The organism is Pseudomonas luteola NBRC 103146 (assembly GCF_002091675.1).
Taxonomy (GTDB): Bacteria; Pseudomonadota; Gammaproteobacteria; order Pseudomonadales; family Pseudomonadaceae; genus Chryseomonas; species Chryseomonas luteola.
The window spans coordinates 161,234-179,114 of record NZ_BDAE01000008.1 but is presented as its reverse complement, the minus strand read 5'-3'; the positions used below and the strand labels follow the sequence as shown (position 1 = coordinate 179,114).

The 17,881-nt window shown below is 56.5% G+C and carries 17 protein-coding genes; 9 read left to right on the top strand and 8 right to left on the bottom strand.

Features of this window, described 5'->3' with window-relative positions; all coding sequences use genetic code 11:
* The 3 genes from bcsA to bcsR form a co-directional block, all read right to left on the bottom strand.
* Positions 1-2,477, bottom strand: a 2,477-nt coding sequence (bcsA, locus tag PLU01S_RS11830; RefSeq protein ID WP_084339930.1) for a UDP-forming cellulose synthase catalytic subunit, incomplete at its 3' end; no start/stop codon positions are given.
* Entirely contained in the window at positions 2,474-3,205 is a 732-nt protein-coding gene (bcsQ, locus tag PLU01S_RS11825) for a cellulose biosynthesis protein BcsQ (RefSeq protein ID WP_010798020.1), read from the bottom strand. The genes bcsA and bcsQ, both read right to left, overlap by 4 nt.
* Positions 3,206-3,208: 3 nt before the next feature.
* The gene (gene bcsR / locus PLU01S_RS11820; protein ID WP_010798021.1) at positions 3,209-3,430 is read right to left on the bottom strand and encodes a BcsR/BcsP family cellulose biosynthesis protein; all 222 of its coding nucleotides are present in this window, start codon (positions 3,428-3,430) and stop codon (positions 3,209-3,211) included.
* A gap of 433 nt (positions 3,431-3,863) precedes the next feature.
* Between bcsR and earP the strand changes: the two genes are divergently transcribed.
* The 3 genes from earP (at position 3,864) to PLU01S_RS11805 (ending at position 6,447) form a co-directional block, all read left to right on the top strand.
* Positions 3,864-5,012 (top strand): elongation factor P maturation arginine rhamnosyltransferase EarP, encoded by a 1,149-nt coding sequence (earP, locus tag PLU01S_RS11815; RefSeq protein ID WP_074825372.1) that lies wholly within the window; start codon positions 3,864-3,866, stop codon positions 5,010-5,012.
* A gap of 30 nt (positions 5,013-5,042) precedes the next feature.
* Positions 5,043-5,609 carry an elongation factor P gene (gene efp / locus PLU01S_RS11810; RefSeq protein WP_074825374.1) on the top strand — a complete coding sequence of 189 codons (567 nt, stop codon included), beginning with the start codon at positions 5,043-5,045 and terminating at the stop codon, positions 5,607-5,609.
* 91 nt (positions 5,610-5,700) lie between these two features.
* Positions 5,701-6,447 (top strand): sulfite exporter TauE/SafE family protein, encoded by a 747-nt coding sequence (locus tag PLU01S_RS11805; RefSeq protein WP_074825376.1) that lies wholly within the window; start codon positions 5,701-5,703, stop codon positions 6,445-6,447.
* Here PLU01S_RS11805 and PLU01S_RS11800 read toward each other — a convergent pair whose 3' ends face one another.
* A complete protein-coding gene (locus tag PLU01S_RS11800; protein WP_216822605.1) occupies positions 6,448-7,308 on the bottom strand; it encodes a LysR substrate-binding domain-containing protein in 861 nt (286 codons plus the stop codon).
* A 99-nt stretch (positions 7,309-7,407) separates the two neighbouring features.
* Here PLU01S_RS11800 and PLU01S_RS11795 point away from each other — a divergent pair, with 99 nt between their 5' ends.
* On the top strand, positions 7,408-7,638 hold the full coding sequence (locus PLU01S_RS11795) for a DUF1127 domain-containing protein (RefSeq protein ID WP_010798026.1): 231 nt from the start codon (positions 7,408-7,410) through the stop codon (positions 7,636-7,638).
* Positions 7,639-7,690: 52 nt separating this feature from the next.
* On the top strand, positions 7,691-8,920 hold the full coding sequence (locus PLU01S_RS11790) for a winged helix-turn-helix domain-containing protein (protein ID WP_074825380.1): 1,230 nt from the start codon (positions 7,691-7,693) through the stop codon (positions 8,918-8,920).
* Here the strand turns inward: PLU01S_RS11790 and PLU01S_RS11785 are convergent.
* Positions 8,901-10,247 (bottom strand): class II 3-deoxy-7-phosphoheptulonate synthase, encoded by a 1,347-nt coding sequence (locus PLU01S_RS11785; protein WP_010798028.1) that lies wholly within the window; start codon positions 10,245-10,247, stop codon positions 8,901-8,903. The genes PLU01S_RS11790 and PLU01S_RS11785 overlap by 20 nt on opposite strands.
* Positions 10,248-10,372: 125 nt before the next feature.
* On the opposite strand from PLU01S_RS11785, the gene PLU01S_RS11780 reads away from it, so the two are divergent.
* The 3 genes from PLU01S_RS11780 (at position 10,373) to PLU01S_RS11770 (ending at position 13,817) form a co-directional block, all read left to right on the top strand.
* Positions 10,373-11,122: a spermidine synthase gene (locus tag PLU01S_RS11780; protein WP_010798029.1), complete on the top strand. Its 750-nt coding sequence runs from the start codon at positions 10,373-10,375 to the stop codon at positions 11,120-11,122.
* A gap of 270 nt (positions 11,123-11,392) precedes the next feature.
* Positions 11,393-13,069, top strand: coding sequence for a DEAD/DEAH box helicase (locus PLU01S_RS11775; protein WP_010798030.1), 1,677 nt, complete (start codon positions 11,393-11,395; stop codon positions 13,067-13,069).
* Between the two features lie 94 nt (positions 13,070-13,163).
* Positions 13,164-13,817, top strand: a complete 654-nt coding sequence (locus PLU01S_RS11770; protein ID WP_074825382.1) for a thiopurine S-methyltransferase — start codon at positions 13,164-13,166, stop codon at positions 13,815-13,817.
* Between the two features lie 35 nt (positions 13,818-13,852).
* On the opposite strand, the gene PLU01S_RS11765 is transcribed toward PLU01S_RS11770, so the two are convergent.
* Complete coding sequence (locus tag PLU01S_RS11765) at positions 13,853-15,238, bottom strand: adenylate/guanylate cyclase domain-containing protein (protein WP_010798032.1); 1,386 nt, start codon at positions 15,236-15,238, stop codon at positions 13,853-13,855.
* Between the two features lie 223 nt (positions 15,239-15,461).
* On the opposite strand from PLU01S_RS11765, the gene PLU01S_RS11760 reads away from it, so the two are divergent.
* On the top strand, positions 15,462-16,022 hold the full coding sequence (locus PLU01S_RS11760; protein ID WP_074825384.1) for an NAD(P)H nitroreductase: 561 nt from the start codon (positions 15,462-15,464) through the stop codon (positions 16,020-16,022).
* Here the strand turns inward: PLU01S_RS11760 and PLU01S_RS11755 are convergent.
* Both PLU01S_RS11755 and PLU01S_RS11750 read right to left on the bottom strand, forming a co-directional pair.
* Positions 16,003-17,337 (bottom strand): HAMP domain-containing sensor histidine kinase, encoded by a 1,335-nt coding sequence (locus PLU01S_RS11755; protein ID WP_074825590.1) that lies wholly within the window; start codon positions 17,335-17,337, stop codon positions 16,003-16,005. The two genes, PLU01S_RS11760 and PLU01S_RS11755, sit on opposite strands and share 20 nt — an antisense overlap.
* Positions 17,338-17,398: 61 nt before the next feature.
* Entirely contained in the window at positions 17,399-17,845 is a 447-nt protein-coding gene (locus tag PLU01S_RS11750; RefSeq protein ID WP_074825387.1) for an LTXXQ domain protein, read from the bottom strand.
* Between the last annotated feature and the right edge of the window lie 36 nt (positions 17,846-17,881).

The following is a 17,881-nucleotide window of genomic DNA, read 5'->3' as shown; positions in this document are numbered from 1 at the left end:
GGGGAGTGCTGCAGCATGCGTTTATAACCTGATAATCCGACCCGGATAATGGCCAGGATGCTGCGTAGCGGACTGTCTTGCACAAAACTTTCCTGCCATTGGGCCCAAGTGTCGGCACGTGCAAACGTACACTGCACAAAATTGATGCGTGTCTGAACATCCATCGGTTCAAGCTCTAGCCCTGCCACCCGGCCTCGCTGGTTCCGAACGCGAGTGGCAAAGCTGTACTCCTCAAGGCCGCGCTTTAGTTGCAAAAAGATCTGCTCGTCCGACTTGAGGTCCAGCTCTGGCGGCAGCTCCAGTCCCACACCGCCGTCGGAGTAGTCCGTCAGCGTACATGCATAAACGTGGCCGCCCGTCAGGCGTATGGCGGCAGGTAGTCTCAAGTCGACGCGATGGGTGCGACGAACCTGACGAACTTCTGCGGCAACTGCAATGGCGCCTCCGAGGATAATCAGGTTATAGACGGTCCAGAGCATGCTGATGATGACAGTGCCTTGTTCGACGGCTGGGCCGGTAACGTAACGATAGACACCAAACAGCAGGCCTACCACATTCAATCCAGCCAGGAACAGAAAGGACTTTGAGATCGTCCAGTCAAAGACGTTTTCCTCAACCAGTCCCCCTTTAGCCGTTACGTTGAATTTACCCTTGTGCGGATTGATCAGCGCCACTGTGGTAGGCCGGGCGATGTACCAGGACAGCACCGTCTCGTAGATCTCGCTCCAGAAGGAATAACGGTACCGACCCTGGATGCGCGAATTGGTAATGCTGGCATGGGCGATGTGAGGCAGAACGAACAGCAGAATCAGCAGCGCCGGGGCATACAGGATATACGCATGCAGGATCAGAAAGGCCAATGGTGAAAGCAGGTAGATGAGCCTAGGCACGCCAGCGAGAAAATGCAGCATTGCGTTGCAGTAGCAGAGTCGCTGGGGAAGCGAGAGTCCTTTGCCCATCAGCGGGTTGTCCAGTCGGAATATCTGCACCATACCCCGAGCCCAACGAATTCGCTGGCCGATATGGGCTGAGAGGCTTTCGGTGGCGAGGCCGGCTGCCTGGGGAATACGAATATAAGCGGACGTCCAGCCGTTGCGGTGCAGACGCAGGGACGTGTGAGCATCCTCGGTTACGGTTTCCACGGCGAAACCACCGATGCTTTCCACGGCGGTGCGCCGCAAAATGGCGCAGGAGCCGCAGAAGAACGTGGCGTCCCACATGTCGTTTCCGTTCTGGACCAGACCGTAAAACAGGGTGTTCTCGTTTGGCGTACGCCGGAAGTTACCCAGGTTTCGCTCGAAGGGGTCTGGCGACAGAAAATGGTGAGGCGTCTGCATAACGCCCAACTTTGGGCTTTTCAGGAACCAGCCCATGGTCATCTGTAGAAAAGAGCTGGTCGGAATATGGTCGCAGTCAAAGATCACCAGGAAATCACCTTTGGTGACTTTCATGGCCGCATTCAGATTGCCTGCCTTGGCGTGGCGATTATCCGAGCGAATCAGATAGTGCACCCCAACTTCCGCGGCAAACTGGCGAAATGACTCCCGTTTACCGTCATCAAGTATGTAGATGTTCAGCTTGTCTTTTGGCCAGTCAATACCTAGGGAGGCCAGTACCGTCGACCGAACGACGGACAGGTCTTCGTTATAGGTGGGAATATAAATATCGACCGAAGGCCATTCGGCAATGTTGAGGGGGAGCGGATAGGGCTTGCGATCCAGCGGCCAGATTGTCTGGAAGTACCCAAGGATCAGTACCAGCCAGGAATAGGTTTCTGCCAGCAACAGGAGCAGGCCGCAGATGACATCCAGCGGATTTTCCCAGTTTAGCGTCTGTGTATAGCGCCACCAGAAATACCGACACGATACGAGCAGCGAAAGGATGATAAGCGCTAACGTCGGGAAGCGCCCCGGCATCTTGCGAATGACCATTGCCAGCGCCCATAGCATGGCGATAAAAACGATCTGCTGGCCGATCTCGAATGGCTGCGTTACGCAAAGCAGCAAAAGCGGCGTGGCAATAAGCGCAAAGGCACCACCTAAGATACATTTCGTTCTAACCGAAAGAGACGACCAGGTCTCTTCTTTCAGCGTAGCGAGTGGCAAGCGTTCCGGCAGACGTGCGGCTGAACGATAGAGGCGACGCCGATGTTCAAGCAGGGCAGGAAAACGTTGAAAACCCTTGGAGAGGCCAGCTAGGTAATCGGGACCTTTGCCATTGACGGGCCTGACCAGAATCAGCCAGATACTTTGCATGACAGTTCTAAGAGGATTGCCCAGGCGCCGCGTGGATAACTGAGGGTACAGTGCGCGCCAGTTGATAGCGACCCATTGCCAGGTGGGACGCTCGAATCGCAGGAATGTCCAGCCCAGTAGCCACAATACCGTCATCAGTAAGGCAACCGGTGCGCGATGGCGCTCGCGGCTCTTGTGGTAGTAAAGCGAAAGCCAGGATTTGGCAGCCGGTGCCAGGATCATGTGGCGCCTGCCTGCGCCACGCTCCATGTAGCCAGCGAGAGGAAGTTATGGCTGGCCAGAGAGGCCGGAGCGCTATCTGCTAGCGGCCGCTTCAGGGCCAGGGCCTCGCGTACAGCTTCATCCTCGTGGATGATGGTTGAAATCAGTGTCTTGCCCAGGACCAGGCGCCAGAGTTGTATGAGATCCCGAGAGAGCTTGTAAGCGGGTTGGTAACGGTTCACCAGCCAGAAGCGGTTGGGTGTATTCAGCTGGCCGACCAGTGATTGCTGATTAATCAGGGCATGGCAGGCCGGGTCAGCCTGTACGATTTGAATCCATTGCAGGTCCGTAATCTGACCTAGTGCCTCGCGAAAGCTCGAGTGCTGTGGCACGTCGAAAATCACATAGGTATCGTCCGGCATCGCAAGTGCGCGCAGGGATGTGGGCAACCAGTCTGCAGCCAGCTCATGTAGATGGGAAAGCGAGGTCGGACGACCAAAGGGCAGCAGCCAGATGTGCTCTTTATAAAGGAAGGCGGTGCTTTGCCAGGGGTATCCTTCGGCGAGAGCCTGTGCCCATCCGGCATCCTCTGTAACGGATAAGCCAAAGTGCAGTCCCAGTAGATTGCTGGGGCAAAGATCGATCAGCAGAACATGCTTCTGTAAGGTGGCTAGACTGGCCGCCAGGCCTGCGGCTACTGAGGTGGTTCCACAGCCGCCCCGTATTCCCTGGACGGCTATAACGTGCATATTTTATGAGGCATTCTTCAGTTTGGCTTGCTCTTGAGTCGGTAGTACGACCTGAAGCGTCTCCAGGAGAAGAGGCCATTCGGCCAACGCTTTATTCAGATTCTGTACAGTCTGAATCTCAGCGTAGCGGAAATTTTGCAAATCGTAATGACGAATTAGCGTGGAAACGTCTTCACGACCACTGTTGCCTGTGGCAACGATCTCAGTAACGGGCAGGGTAGCCATTCTGGTATTGCTCCTGTTTGCAAAGCATCTGGGCTTTGCCGCGTTTATTTCTAGTGCACCCAGCGGCGTAAGGTGCAATGGATAAGGCACTTGGAAATAAAAGCGTCATCAAGGGCAGCCATAATAGAGTTGCCCCACTACCGCCTGCGATCCGTGTCTTGAGTACAGTCTGTCCGGTCGCAGCCATGCCTTGAATTTGATTTCCTTAATCTACTCGATTCATTTTGTGAGCCAGTGCAAATTATCGGCGGCTATTCCCACTGCTTAAAGGCCTATCTGGCGTCTTCTGACCGAACGATTTTTTCTCAGGATGATTGGCGTTTTGATGGCATCTGTCTGTTTCCCTTATTTCTAGTTGACCTGAGCGCTGTGTCTGGCTAAATGCCGTCCGGTTGTGACGCTGAGTGCGTCATCCGCTGAGCAGTGAGGGTGAATGAACGCTTCGTGGGATATCTTTTGCAGTGTCGTCGATAATTATGGCGACATTGGTGTGACATGGCGCCTTGCGCGTCAGCTGGTAGCCGAGCATGGTCAGCAGGTACGCTTGTGGGTGGATGACTGGTCGTCCTTTGCACGTATTCATCCAGCCGCAGGCACCAGTGATGATCCTGTCCAGCGTCATCTGGGCGTCGAAGTACATCATTGGACAGCCGTCTGGCTCGACGATGTCATTCCGGCAGATGTCGTTGTCGAAGCGTTTGGCTGTCCATTGCCAGCTCCCTATATCGACGCAATGGCTCGACGTGCCTCCCATCCCCTCTGGATCAACCTTGAATACCTGAGCGCCGAAGCCTGGGTGGAGAGCTGCCATCGCCTTCCATCGCCGCAGCAGGGGATGCAGAAATACTTTTTCTTTCCCGGCTTCACTGAGGGAACGGGAGGGCTGCTCAGAGAACAGGATCTGCTCGATAAGCGTTTGCACTTTCAGGCGTCTACTGACGCACGGGCACGGTTTCTGGCTGCCCTGGGCATTACCCAGACGCCTGGCGAGCGCATCCTTTCATTGTTCAGCTATGAGATTCCAGCACTATCGGAGTGGTTGGATGAACTAGCCCAGGGCGCTGAGCCCACCTTGCTGCTCATTCCTGAAGGCCGTGTATTAAGCAACGTGGCCCAGTGGCTGGAGGCTGAAGCGTTAAAGGCAGGTGAGGAATACCACCGAGGCGCATTGCGGCTCTGCATTGTTCCGTTCCGCCAGCAGGATGACTATGACCTGCTCTTATGGTGCTGCGACTTCAATGCTGCACGGGGCGAGGAGTCATTCATTCGAGCGCAGTGGGCTGGCCGCCCCTTCATCTGGCATATCTATCCGCAGGAAGAGCGTGCCCATATGCTCAAGCTGGATGCGTTCCTGGACCGGTATCTCGTCGGAGCAAGCCCGGCTGCGCAGGTAGCTACGCGTACGCTATGGCACGCATGGAACGGAGAAGGATCTCTTGGGCAGGCGTGGCGTGAATGGTCAAAACATGAAGCCGAAATGACCGCTCATGCGGAAAACTGGTGTGCCCGACAGAGTGAACTCAATGACTTGGCGTCAACGCTAGTACAATTCCATACAGAGCGGCTATTATACGGCGCTTGATTTTCTATCTTCTTCCAAACGGATAACCGCATGAAAACCGCACAAGAGTTCCGTGCCGGCCAAGTGGCCATGATCGACAACGCTCCCTGGGTCATCCAGAAGGCTGAGTACAACAAGTCCGGCCGTAACGCTGCAGTGGTCAAGATGAAGCTGAAGAGCCTGCTTTCCGGCAGCAGTACCGAAACGGTATTCCGTGCTGACGACAAGCTGGAACCAGTCATTCTGGATCGCAAGGAAGTAACCTACTCCTACTTCGCCGATCCGCTGTACGTGTTCATGGACAATGAATACAACCAGTACGAGATCGAAAAAGACGACCTGGGCGATGCGGTTAACTACATCGAAGACGGCATGACTGACATCTGCGAAGCTGTTTTCTACAATGATCGTGTAATCTCCATCGAGATGCCGACCACTATCGTTCGTCAGATCGCTTACACCGAGCCGGCTGTTCGTGGTGATACGTCTGGCAAGGTGATGAAGACTGCTCGTCTGAACACCGGTTTCGAACTGAAAGTTTCCGAGTTCTGCGATATCGGCGACCATATCGAAATCGATACTCGTACCAACGAGTACAAGTCACGCGCCAAGGTTTGATCGGCGAGTGTCACAAGAGCCCGGCTGATGCCGGGCTTTTTTGTGGGCCGTGTTTCGTTGGCCCAAAGCACAGTGATGGACAGGATGATGTATGGATGTAACGGCGATTGTGCTTGATATCCTGCTGGGTAGTGTTCTGGGCGTAGTGGGTGGTCTTTTTGGAATTGGGGGTGGTCTGATTGCGATCCCTGTGCTGGGGCTGCTCTTCGGGCTCGATCAGCAGTTGGCACAAGGCACAGCGTTGGTCATGGTCGTTCCTAATGTGCTGGTGTCAATCATCAAGTACAACCAACGCAATCGCATCGATTGGCGCCGTGCAGGTATTCTCTCGGGAGCGGGTATCCTGTCAGCCATTGCAGGGGCGATGCTGGCGGTAGGGCTGGATGCAGACCTGATGAGAAAAGGCTTTGTAGTCTTCCTGCTGTTTCTTGTGGCCTACAATCTCTGGCAGCTGCGCATGAAGAGCCATACGGTGATCAATCCACCTGGAGTCGCCTGGTTGGCAGTGCTGGGTGTGTTTGCCGGTCTGGTAGGAGGCCTCTTCGGCGTAGGCGGCGCGGTGATCGCGACCCCCATGTTGACGAGTGTCTTCGGCCTGTCCCAAGTCATAGCGCAGGGGCTTTCGCTAACCATGGCGCTCCCAGCCACCAGCATTACGCTGGCAACCTATGCGGTTCATCATGAGGTCGACTGGCTTATTGGCATACCACTGGCAATCGGTGGTTTCTTCAGCGTCGGGTGGGGTGTAAGAATGGCCCACGCCTTGCCGGAGCGTCTGCTGCGTGGGCTGTTCTGTGGTTTTCTTCTGGTGTGTGCCATATTGCTTGCGCTCAAATGATCAGCCAAGACGGAAGCCTTCGACAATGAAGTTTGCGAAGGCCTCCGTAACCTGGGACTCAGTGTTCGAATTACGAACCAGCATGATCCGGGCGGAGGGCAGGCGGGGCAGACCGGCTTCTTCCTCGTTGATGATTTCCAGTTCTGGCGTAGCCAGGCTGTGCAATTGCGCTGTTACGGCAAGGCCGGTGCCGGTCATGGCCAGGATGGCCGACAGGCTGTGGCTGCTATAGGCAACCCGGTAATTGATGCCCGCTGTCTCCAGGGCATTGCACATCCATAGACGGCAAAAACAGCCATGATTGAAGACCGCTACAGGCAACGGGCTTCGCTCAAGAGCGGAGCTGCCAATGGCCTGCATCCAGCGAACGGGTTCTTCTCTAAGGAACTGACCGATTTCGTGGCCGGGCTCGCAGGTCACGATGCTCAGATCAAGGTCATGCCGCTGCAACAGCTGCGCTGATGTCTCGCACTGAACTTCGACTTGCACAAGCGGATAGGTCTGAGCAAAGCGTGACAAAATGCCGGGCAGAAAGCGCATAACGTAATCATCGGGAGTCCCGATGCGAACGGTACCTACCATATGGGGCTCGCGTAGCGTATTCAGCACCTCACTGTGCAACGCCATGATACGGCGAGCGTATCCCAGCAGCACCTGACCCTCAGCCGTGAGGCGAACCTGGCGTCCCTCTCGATCGAACAGCTGACGTTGAACGATATCCTCCTCGAGACGTTTCATCTGCATGCTAACGGCAGATTGGGTTCGGTTGACGACCTCGGCCGCACGCGTGAAGCCACCGCTGTCAGCAATGGCGATAAAGGTGCGCAAGAGTTCACTGTCAATGCTGGGGAAAAGGCTCAAAGCATCAATCTCCTGAATGCAAGGCATCAGAACTATTCGTTAGATTGATCTTATACGCGGGCCAAGAATGATGCCACTACATGAAGAGGAGGTATCAGCATGAACGCTCATGAGGTTATCCAGGCTTTCGATAGTGCGCGCCGCAAAATATCGGCTCTCTTGTTCTGGCAGAAAACACATGGAGTCATCAGGGCTTGGCGTGAGCAGGCCAGGCAACGCCAGACCTTGGCGATGTTAAGTGATGACGCCTTGAAGGATCTGGGCTTGAGCCGGGCGGATGCAGAGCGGGAGGGTTCCAAATGGTTCTGGGAGGGACCGTTTTCGCGTTGATGTCTGGCAGAGGGTTGACTAGGGTGTCCGTACCTGGCCCCTGGAATTCATCATGTCTGTCCCTTTGTCCCTGTCGTTGAAAGAGGCTCGCCGACTCGCCCTGACGGCCCAAGGCTTTTACGGCTTCAAGCCCAGGGGCGAGGTACGGCATCGGCATATCGACGCGTTAATGAAGCGCTTGTGCATCCTGCAGATCGACTCGGTCAATGCGCTCGTGCGGTCACATTACCTCCCATTATTTTCCCGGCTCGGGTTCTATCCCCGAAAGCTTCTGGATGAGATGGCATGGTCATTAGAGAAACCGCACCAGCTGTTCGAGTGTTGGGGGCATGAAGCCTCCCTGATGCCTATGGAGGATTATCCGCTGATGCGCTGGCGCATGGAGCGGGCCGCTCAGGGGCAAGGCATCTATCGGGAGCTGGCACGGGTTGGGCGTGAGCAGCGCGCCGTGATTGAAGCGGCGCTACAGGCGGTACGGGAACGAGGCGCGCTTGGCGCGGGAAGCCTGACGACCCGAGTCGGCAAGGCGGGACCCTGGTGGGACTGGAGCGTCGAAAAAAAGGCACTCGAATGGTTATTTGCGGCTGGAGAAGTAACGGTGGCAGGCAGGCGTGGCTTTGAACGTCTATACGATCTGCCTGAAAGGGTGATTCCGAAGGCCATACGAGAAAAGCCGCCACTGAGTGAGGCGGAGGCCCAGCGCGAGTTGATCCGCCGAAGCGCAGCAGCCATGGGTGTGGCGGCCGAAAAGGACCTACGAGACTATTACCGGCTCGATCCTGCTGATGCCAAGGTGCGTATCGCAGAATTGGTGGAATCCGGCGAGCTGCTGATGCTGACTATAGAGGGCTGGAAAAAGCCGGCCTTTAGCCTTGGCGAACCGCAGCAATCCCTGCGCGCGCGACACGTGAGCGCGCTGTTATCACCTTTTGATTCGCTCATTTGGGAGCGCGCCCGTACGGAGCGATTGTTCAATTTCAGGTATCGGCTGGAACTCTATACGCCTGCTCATAAGCGAGTGTATGGCTACTATGTCTTGCCTTTTCTCTTCAATGAGCACCTGGTTGCACGGGTAGACCTGCGCGCTGAGCGCGCCCATGACCGGCTGGCGGTACATGCCCTGCATGGTGAGGAGGGACACTTGAGCGAGGAGGCTGGTCGGTCGCTGGCAACCAATCTCCGCCAGTTGGCCAACTGGCTTGGCCTGACGGAGATCAGTCTGCATGGCAGTGCAGCGGTGCTCAAGGCACCACTGGCTGAGGTCAGCGGCGGACCTGCTTGAGGGTTTCCGCAATCATGAAGGCCAGTTCCAGAGACTGGTCGGCATTCAGACGTGGGTCACAGTGGGTATGGTAGCGGTCGCACAGGCCGGCCTCGGTAATAGGTCGCGCACCCCCAATGCACTCAGTCACGTTCTGGCCGGTCATCTCGATATGAATGCCGCCCGCATAACTGCCTTCGGCTTGATGCACTTGGAAGAACTCACGAACTTCCGATAGAACGCTGGCAAAGTCACGCGTCTTGTAGCCACTGGAAGCCTTGATCGTGTTGCCATGCATCGGGTCCGAACTCCAGAGCACCAGGCGGCCCTCTTTTTGTACAGCCTGAATCAGGCGGGGCAGGTGATCACCCACCTTGTTGGCGCCCATCCGCACAATCAGATTCAGACGGCCGGGATCGTTGTTCGGGTTCAGCGTATCGATGAGGCGTATCAGGTCTTCCGTTGACGTCGTCGGTCCAACCTTTACGCCGATCGGGTTATTGACACCCCGCAGGAACTCCACATGTGCGCCGTCGGGCTGGCGGGTACGGTCGCCAATCCAGAGCATGTGCGCAGAGCAGTCGTACCAGTCACCCGTCAGGCTGTCACGACGGACAAACGCCTCTTCATAATTGAGCAGCAGGGCTTCGTGAGCGGTAAAGAAGCTGGTTTCCTTAAGCTGCGGTGCGCTTTCCAGTCCGCAGGCACGCATGAAGGCGAGAGTTTCGTCAATGCGGTCCGCCAGTTGATGGTAGCGCTCGGCCAAAGCCGAGTTCGCAATGAAGTCCAGGTTCCATTTATGTACCTGATGCAAGTCGGCAAAGCCGCCCTGGGCGAAGGCACGCAACAGGTTCAGGGTTGCCGTCGCCTGGTGATAGGCCTGCAGCAGACGCTGAGGATCCGGTACGCGGTTGGCTTCATCAAAGGTGATGCCATTAACGATATCGCCGCGATAGGCTGGCAGCGTGACGCCATCCTGGGTTTCTTCACCCGAAGAGCGAGGCTTGGCGAACTGGCCGGCCATGCGACCCACCTTGACCACAGGGCACCCGGCGGCAAAGGTCATCACCACGGCCATCTGTAGCAGCACCTTGAACGTATCGCGGATCTTGCCGGCAGAGAACTCCGCAAAGCTCTCCGCGCAGTCACCGCCCTGAAGCAGAAACGCCCGGCCATGGGTAACTTCGGCAAACTGGCGACGCAATTCACGGGCTTCACCTGCAAATACAAGCGGTGGAAAGCCGGCCAGGGTGCGCTCGACGTCGTTTAGACGCTTGGCATCGGGGTAGACGGGTTGTTGCTGGATGGGCAGTGCTCTCCAGCTGTCAGGGCTCCAGGGTTGAGTCATGATGGCTACTTGCTTTACGGATTATCCAATCGGGCAGGCATGTTAACCGATTAACAGCCTTTGGCGCTGATAGACGTGCTATATCAGTCTGCCTAAGATGGTGTGCTCTGTATAAAGGAGTCGACATGGATACTCAGGAGCGGTTACTGGCGGAAGTACACGACGAACATGGTCGTATTCGAGTCGTGGAAGCAGGGGAATACCGCTTTCTCGAGTTTGGAGACGAAATCGAGCAGAGTTGCGTATCGACTGCCAATCCCGGCTGGCTGGAATATGAGTATGGCCGGGCCATGCTGATGGGCGCGCTTTGCCATCCTGAACCACGGCGGGCGGTATTCATGGGCTTGGGTGCCGGAACACTGACGCGTGCCTGCCTTGATCATCTGCCATTGCAGGATGTCGAGGCAATCGAGCTGCGCGAAGCGGTACCGCCGCTGGCTCGACAGTATTTCGGTCTTGGTGACGATCCGCGCCTGCATATCCGTATTGGCGATGCGATGGATCTGTTGGACAGCTGCGAGCCAGCCGATCTGATTTTCGTCGACCTCTATACGGATGTAGGCCCCTCAGCCGCTCACTTGGCATGGGGGTTTCTGACAGGCTGCCAGAGCCGCCTCAATCCTGGTGGCTGGCTCATCATCAATCAGTGGAGCAGTACCGACGACAAGCCCCTGGGATCTGCATTCCTGCGCGGCATGTTCAGGCACCACTATTGGGAGTGCCCGGTGCCTGAGGGCAATGTCATCATTCTGGTGCCGGCCAGCTTCGAGCAAACCCTGGACCGGAGCGGACTGTCGGTACGTGTCGGTGCCATGGAGGAGAAGACTGGTTACTCACTGGGCCATCTGGTCGATCTGATTCGTCCGGCGAGCTAAATGCTTAGCCTTGAAAGCATTTTTGAGAAAGGCTGGGCTAATCCTGAGTTTTCCGGTATGATACGCCTCGGTCTTTTCAGACCTTTCCGTTCAGGAACTGCATTTTCCCGGTTCGCACCGGCCATAGCCTTGCAGTGCGAACTATTCCAGATGTAACACCACGTAATTTACTCATTCGCAAATCCTCACCTCGTCTGCCTGGGTGACTTCGGTCTATCGGAAATTAGCAGCACTAGGTCTTGGGTCTTTGCGATGTACAGAGGCAAGACAATGACCCAGGAAATCGGCGGTTTCGCCGCTCTCGATCTTAATCCTAACGTACTGGCGGCAATCAAGTCCGTTGGCTACGAAGAACCTTCTCCTATTCAGGCCCAGTCGATTCCAGTCATTCTGGCTGGCCACGACATGATCGGCCAGGCTCAAACGGGTACTGGCAAGACAGCCGCTTTTGCGCTTCCGTTGCTGTCCCGTATCGACCCTGCTCGCCGTGAGCCACAGGTCCTGATATTGGTGCCAACCCGTGAGCTGGCCCTGCAAGTGGCAACAGCCTGCGAAACCTACTCAACAGAAATGCCGGGCGTTAAGGTCGTTGCCTTATACGGTGGCGCGCCCATGGGCCCACAACTGCGCACGCTGCGTTTGGGCGCTCAGGTTCTGGTTGCTACGCCAGGCCGCCTGTGTGATCACCTTCGTCGGGATGACAAGATACTGTCCACTGTTGGACGTCTTGTGCTCGACGAGGCGGATGAAATGCTCAAGCTGGGCTTCATGGACGATCTCGAATTCATTTTCGAAGCGATGCCTGAGTCGCGTCAGACCGTGCTGTTCTCCGCTACGCTGCCGCCGTCGATCCGTGCGATCGCCGAGCGTCATCTGAAAGAGCCCAAGCACATCCGCATTGCAGCCAAGACCCAGACAGTTGCCCGTATCGAACAGGCTCACCTGATGGTTCACGCTGATCAGAAGCCAGCCTCCGTGCTGCGTCTGCTGGAAGTGGAAAACTTCGATGCCCTGATTGCTTTCGTGCGTACCAAGCAAGCCACGCTGGACATGGCTGAAATGCTCGAGCGTCAAGGCTATCGCGTCAGTGCCTTGAACGGCGACATGCCCCAGGCTCAGCGAGAAAAAGTGATCGAGTCGCTCAAGGACGGATCGCTGGACATCGTGGTTGCAACAGACGTTGCTGCGCGGGGTCTGGACGTGTCTCGTATCACGCACGTACTGAACATCGACATGCCCTATGACCCAGAGTCCTACGTACACCGTATCGGTCGTACAGGTCGTGCCGGTCGTGAAGGTCGTGCGCTGCTGCTAGTAACGCCGCGTGAGCGTCGCATGCTGCAGGTCATCGAGCGTGTAACAGGTCAGAAGGTTGGCGAGATTCGCCTGCCCGATGCCGAAGCGGTACTGGAAGCCCGCATTTCCCGCCTGGCGGACAGTCTGGGTGCGCTACTTGCGGACGCAGAAGAAAACCGCGGTGCGCTGCGTGACGAGCTGTGCGAGCGTCTGCAGTGTGATCCGACAACATTGGCCGCTGCGGTATTGGCCAAGCTGACTGCTGGCCGTGCGCTGGATATCGACACGGTTCGCCGTGAGCAGCCGCTGACACCGGCGCCTCGCTCCGATCGTGGCGAGCGTCAGAGCAGTGGTGGTCGCAGTGAGCGTGGCGAGCCACGTGATCGTCGTCCGATGGCGCCACTGCCGGAGGGTCGCGTACGTTGCCGTACAGCTCTTGGAGCACGTGATGGCATCGCTGCCAAAAACCTGCTGGGTGCTATCCTTAATGAGGGTGGCGTTCAACGCGAGGCGATTGGTCGTATTCAGATCCGTGAATCCTTCAGCCTGATCGAGTTGCCGGAAGAGGGACTCGAAGGGCTGCTGAATCGTCTGAAAGATACGCGTGTAGGTGGCAAGCCGCTGCGTCTGCGTCGTTATCGCGAAGACTAAGCAGTGTGATCTGCAAAAAGCCCTGGCCTTGTGCCGGGGCTTTTTGTTTTCGGGTGTTGGATGCCTACTGTCTAGTTATCAGCAAGGAGGTCATGTGGAAGCAGCATTCTGGATATCCAAGTGGGAGCGCAACGAGATCGGTTTTCACGTGCCTGAAGTCAGTGCTTATCTCACACGAAACTGGGCGTCACTGGAGCTAGCTGCCGGGTCGCGCGTACTGGTTCCGCTTTGTGGAAAAACACTGGATATGGTCTGGCTGGCAGAGCAGGGCTATCAGGTCGTGGGCATTGAGCTCTCTCAGGTGGCGGTCGAGTCATTCTTTGCCGAGCAGGGGCTGAGTCCTATGCAGGAAAAGCGCGGTGATCTGGTGCTCTACAAGGCGGGACCTTATGAAATTGTGCAAGGTGATTTCTTCAAGGTAGGCGCAGAGCAAGTGGCGGCATGCGCTGGCTTCTTTGACCGGGCAGCCTTGATTGCCTTGCCGGAAAATATGAGACCTTCTTACGTTAAGCAAATGGGCAGGCTTATGCCAGCCAAGGCGAAAGGACTCCTCGTAACTCTTGAATATGACCAGGACCAGCGCGCGGGCCCACCGTTTTCAGTGTCGGAGCACGAACTCCATGCCTTGTATGGCTCTGCTTGGGGGCTGACCTGTCTGGAGCGCAATGATGTACTGGCGGAAAACGCCAAATTCGCCCGGCAGGGGGTGATCCGGCTTGATGAGGTGGTGTACCGAATCAGTCGGTAGGAAAGGAGGAGGGGCAGCAATGCGCTGCCCCTGAGTCAGAGAATGACTTTGTCTCGCAGCTTTTCAGCAGCCTGCTGCAAGGCCTGGATGACTTTTTCCTTGTCATAATTCTGGATGCTATTGGTATCCAGGTACATGGAAAAGCCTGGGGCTTCATGCTCCATGTAACTGGGTGAAGCGCCCAGATCACGGCGGAAGTCCACAACCTGATAGATCTGAACCGGACGGCTGAAGCCCTTTACGCTGATCTGGCTTTTATCCCGGCACATGATGACGTCCTTGATCAACGAGTAGGTCTCATGGCTGATCAGAATTTCCCCGGCATCGGCCGCACTTTCAAGCCGGCTGGCAAGGTTTACTTCACGGCCGATGATCGTGTAGTCCATCCGTGTGCTGGCACCGAAGTTACCGACCGTGCAGTAACCCGTATTGAGGCCCATGCGGATTTCCAGAGGCTTGGTAATGCCCTGGCTACGCCACTGCTGCCTGAGAACTTTCATGTGCTTGCGCATGGCGATGGCCATGGATACCGCTGCAACCGCGTCCTTCTTCGCGCCTTGGGTATTGGGATCACCAAAGAACACCATGACGCAGTCCCCTACGAATTTGTCGATCGTACCACCGTACTTGATGGCAATTTTCGACATCTCGTTGAGGTAGTTGTTGAGCATGTCCGTCAGCGCTTCGGCTTCAAGCTCTTCGGACAGCTCCGTAAACCCTTTGATGTCGGAAAAGAACACGGTGAGCTTTTTACGCTGGGTCTCCAGGATGACGTTCTTTTTACCGGTAAAGATCGACTCCCATACTTGAGAAGGCAGGTATTTAGAAAGATTGTGGGCCAGGTTCGCGGCTTTCTCATGTTCAAGCTTGAGCTCTTCCTGCGCCTGACGCAGGCGAAGTCGCTGTTCATACATGAAGTACGCTGTCATGCAGAGGTGCAGACTGGTGCCTACGATACTGACAAAGGTAACCAGAAGCGGTGTGTGCGGTTCGATGTGCTCCAGCGCGACCGCACTGGTCGCCAGTAGAGCGCTGAAGGCTGTCAGCAATGCAATAGCAGCATAGCGGCCCCCTCCCATCAACAGGGAGGTAAACGTCAGTAGCAGCAGGACCATGAAGCTGGGTACCAGCGAAAAGCCCAGCAGCAGAATGCTGATACCCGCATGCACCGAATCGATGAACAGCAGGATCAGGTCGGTTTCCTGGTTGCGGTTGCGGCGGAAGCGTATGCTGACCTGTTGAGCCACATGGGGATACAGCAGCGTGTAAGGCACCAGCCACAAAATGTTGTATGCGAAGTGGTGGGCATAGGCGCCTGCGGCAATGGTGGCTGCCAGGGCAAGGTAGGCCAATGCGCGAGAATAGTATTCGCCTAGGTACTCGGATGGGCTGTTGGCGTGTCGATGGGTCAGAAACTTCATAGAGTCGAACCATCTGGAAGAAAAAGTGATGCCATAGTAACCCTCAAAAGTCTTGCAAAGAGCTGTGCCAGAATAGCGTTGCTGGCGAGCGCGATCTTATCTGAGGTCGTTATTCTCGTCCAAAGTCTTTACTTGTTACCGATGAGCAGAAGTTTGGCATGGAGTAATGGCACAATTCAGCCGGTCTGTACAACAACGATCGTTTCGATGAAAAGAGGTGTTCATGGATGCACTCGATGTGCTGCTTAACCGCGTTTCCGTTGCTCGCTTGACCGAGCCTGCCCCTACGGCAGAGCAGTTGGAAACCCTCTTTGCTGCCGCGTTAAGGGCGCCCGATCATAAGCAGCTGCGCCCCTGGCGCTTCCTGACGATTCAGGGGGAAGGGCGCCAGGCGCTGGGCGAGTTATTTTCAAGGGCGGTTCTGGCTCAACGCCCAGAGAGTCCGCCCGAAGCCTTGGCCAAGGCGCGCAACATGCCTATGCGTGCGCCTTTGCTGGTGGTGGCTGTGGCCTGCATTCAAGAGCACCCTAAAGTACCTGCGCAGGAGCAGATCCTGGCAGCAGGATGTGCCGCTCACGGTCTGGAGCTGGCAGCTTATGCCATGGGGTTAGGCGCTATATGGCGCTCCGGCGATCTCACGCATGATCCTGTTGTACGCGAAGGGTTGGGCATTGATGCTCACGAGGAAATCGTCGGTTTCATTTACCTGGGGACGCCGGACGTTACTCCGCGCAAGCCGGTAGCGTTGGAAACGAAGCAATTCGTCAAGACTTGGCCGGCGTAATCAGGCTTGCGGGAAGCTCCAGTGTGGCGACGAACCCACCCTCGGGATGGTTGGCGAACACGAGCTTTCCCCCGTGTCGCTCGACCGCGCGCCGGGCGATGGCCAGGCCCAGGCCGTAACCCTGACTCGTCTGGTTGGCTGCACGATAGAAGGGTTCGCCCAACCGTGGTAGGTCTTCATCCGCCACCCCTGAGCCGTAATCGCGCACTGCGATAGTCAGTGTTTCCCCGGTCTGGTGGGCTGTAATTTCCAGAGGCGTTTCAGGTGGATTGAAGCGCAGTGCATTACGGATCAGGTTATCGATGGCGCGTTCGAGCAGGTCAGGCCATCCGTGCAGCATCAGGGTGGCGGATACATTTACCTCGATCCGCTGCTCGGGTGCGGTCAGCTGAGCGTCATCGCACAGGTGTTCGATGAGTGCATTCAGAGGGATGTCAGCCCTGTCGCCAGATTCGCCGTCCAGGCGGGCCAGCGCCAGGATCTCACCGATCAGCGTTTCCAGACGATTGCATTCCTGTTCCAGCCTGGGCCACATGGTGGCGCGATCTTCAGGGGTCGCGCGCTCGGCCAGCGCAAGGGCAATGCGAAGTCGGGCAAGAGGCGAGCGTAACTCGTGAGAGACGTCTCGAAGCAGTTGACGCTGGCTGACTATGAGACTTTGCAGGCGGTCGCCCATTCGGTTGAAGTCTTGCGCCAGTACGCCAAACTCGTCTCTTCGCCGAGAAAGCTTGGCAAGGCTGTCCTGCTGATAGGCCGTACGTCCCAGATCATGCACAGCGCTGCGCAGGCGGTTCAAGGGTCGGGTAATCGCCAGCGTTAACAGCAGACTGAACAGCGTCAGAACTACAAAGGCAATGACCAATACACTGATAGGGAAGAGCACTGAGTCGCGCCGCCAGGCGTTCAGCTCGGGCAGTGGGATATGGTAAATGAACAGGTAACTGCGCCCGCTTTCGCTGCTGGTATATTCCGTAGTAATCCGGCGCCAGGGCGGCGGTCTTCTGGGGCCGCGTTTTTCCATTTCCATGACATGCGGAGGGAGGGTGCCGGGCACCAGTGGCGTCCCGTTCTCGCCCAGTACCTGTATATCGACGCCAAAGCGGCGCTTGCGGTGTTCGAGCAATCGTTGGGCCGCGTCTTCGCCTTCATGCTCGTAGCGCTCGACCCACTTGGCGGGCAGCTGTTGAAGGCCGGGATGGCGGGAAAGGATCCAGGAATCCTGATCGAGAATATGCCCCAGGAGCATGGTCAGGCCGACTGCCGACAGGATTGCCAGCCAGAAGGTACCGAATATTCGCCAGAACAATGTTCTCAATACCATGTGGAACCCTGGTTTGGATGGAAAACTGCCCAGCTGGGCTGGGCAGTTTTAGGCATCAATTGGATTTGTGTTCTTTCTTCCACTGCTGGAATTCAGCCCATTCCGCTTTGCGCTGTTCCTGCTTCTTGGCCAGCTCGTCGAACTTTTTGCGCTGATCAGGCGTGAGCTGATCGCGAATGGTCTTCTGCGTCTTTTCGCGGTTGGCCTTGAGCTCATCCTTCATGGACTGGCGCTCTTTTTCTGGCAGCTTGTCCAGATACTTGTGAATGATGTCCTGGCGATCGTGCATCTCCTGACCCATCAGCTTACCGATGGTACGGTGCTGCTCAGGCGTCAGATCAAGCTCGCGGAACGGGCCGCCCATCATGTCGCGATGTCCCTTGGGACCGTCCATATGCATGCCGGGCGGGGGCGGCGGCATGTCATCGGCTGGCGCAGGCGCTGCAAAAGACAAAGTAGGCAGCAGGGAAGCGAACAGCAGGGCGGGAATCATCTTGCGCATAAGGTTCTCCTTTTTGAGAGCCGGTATCGACCGGAT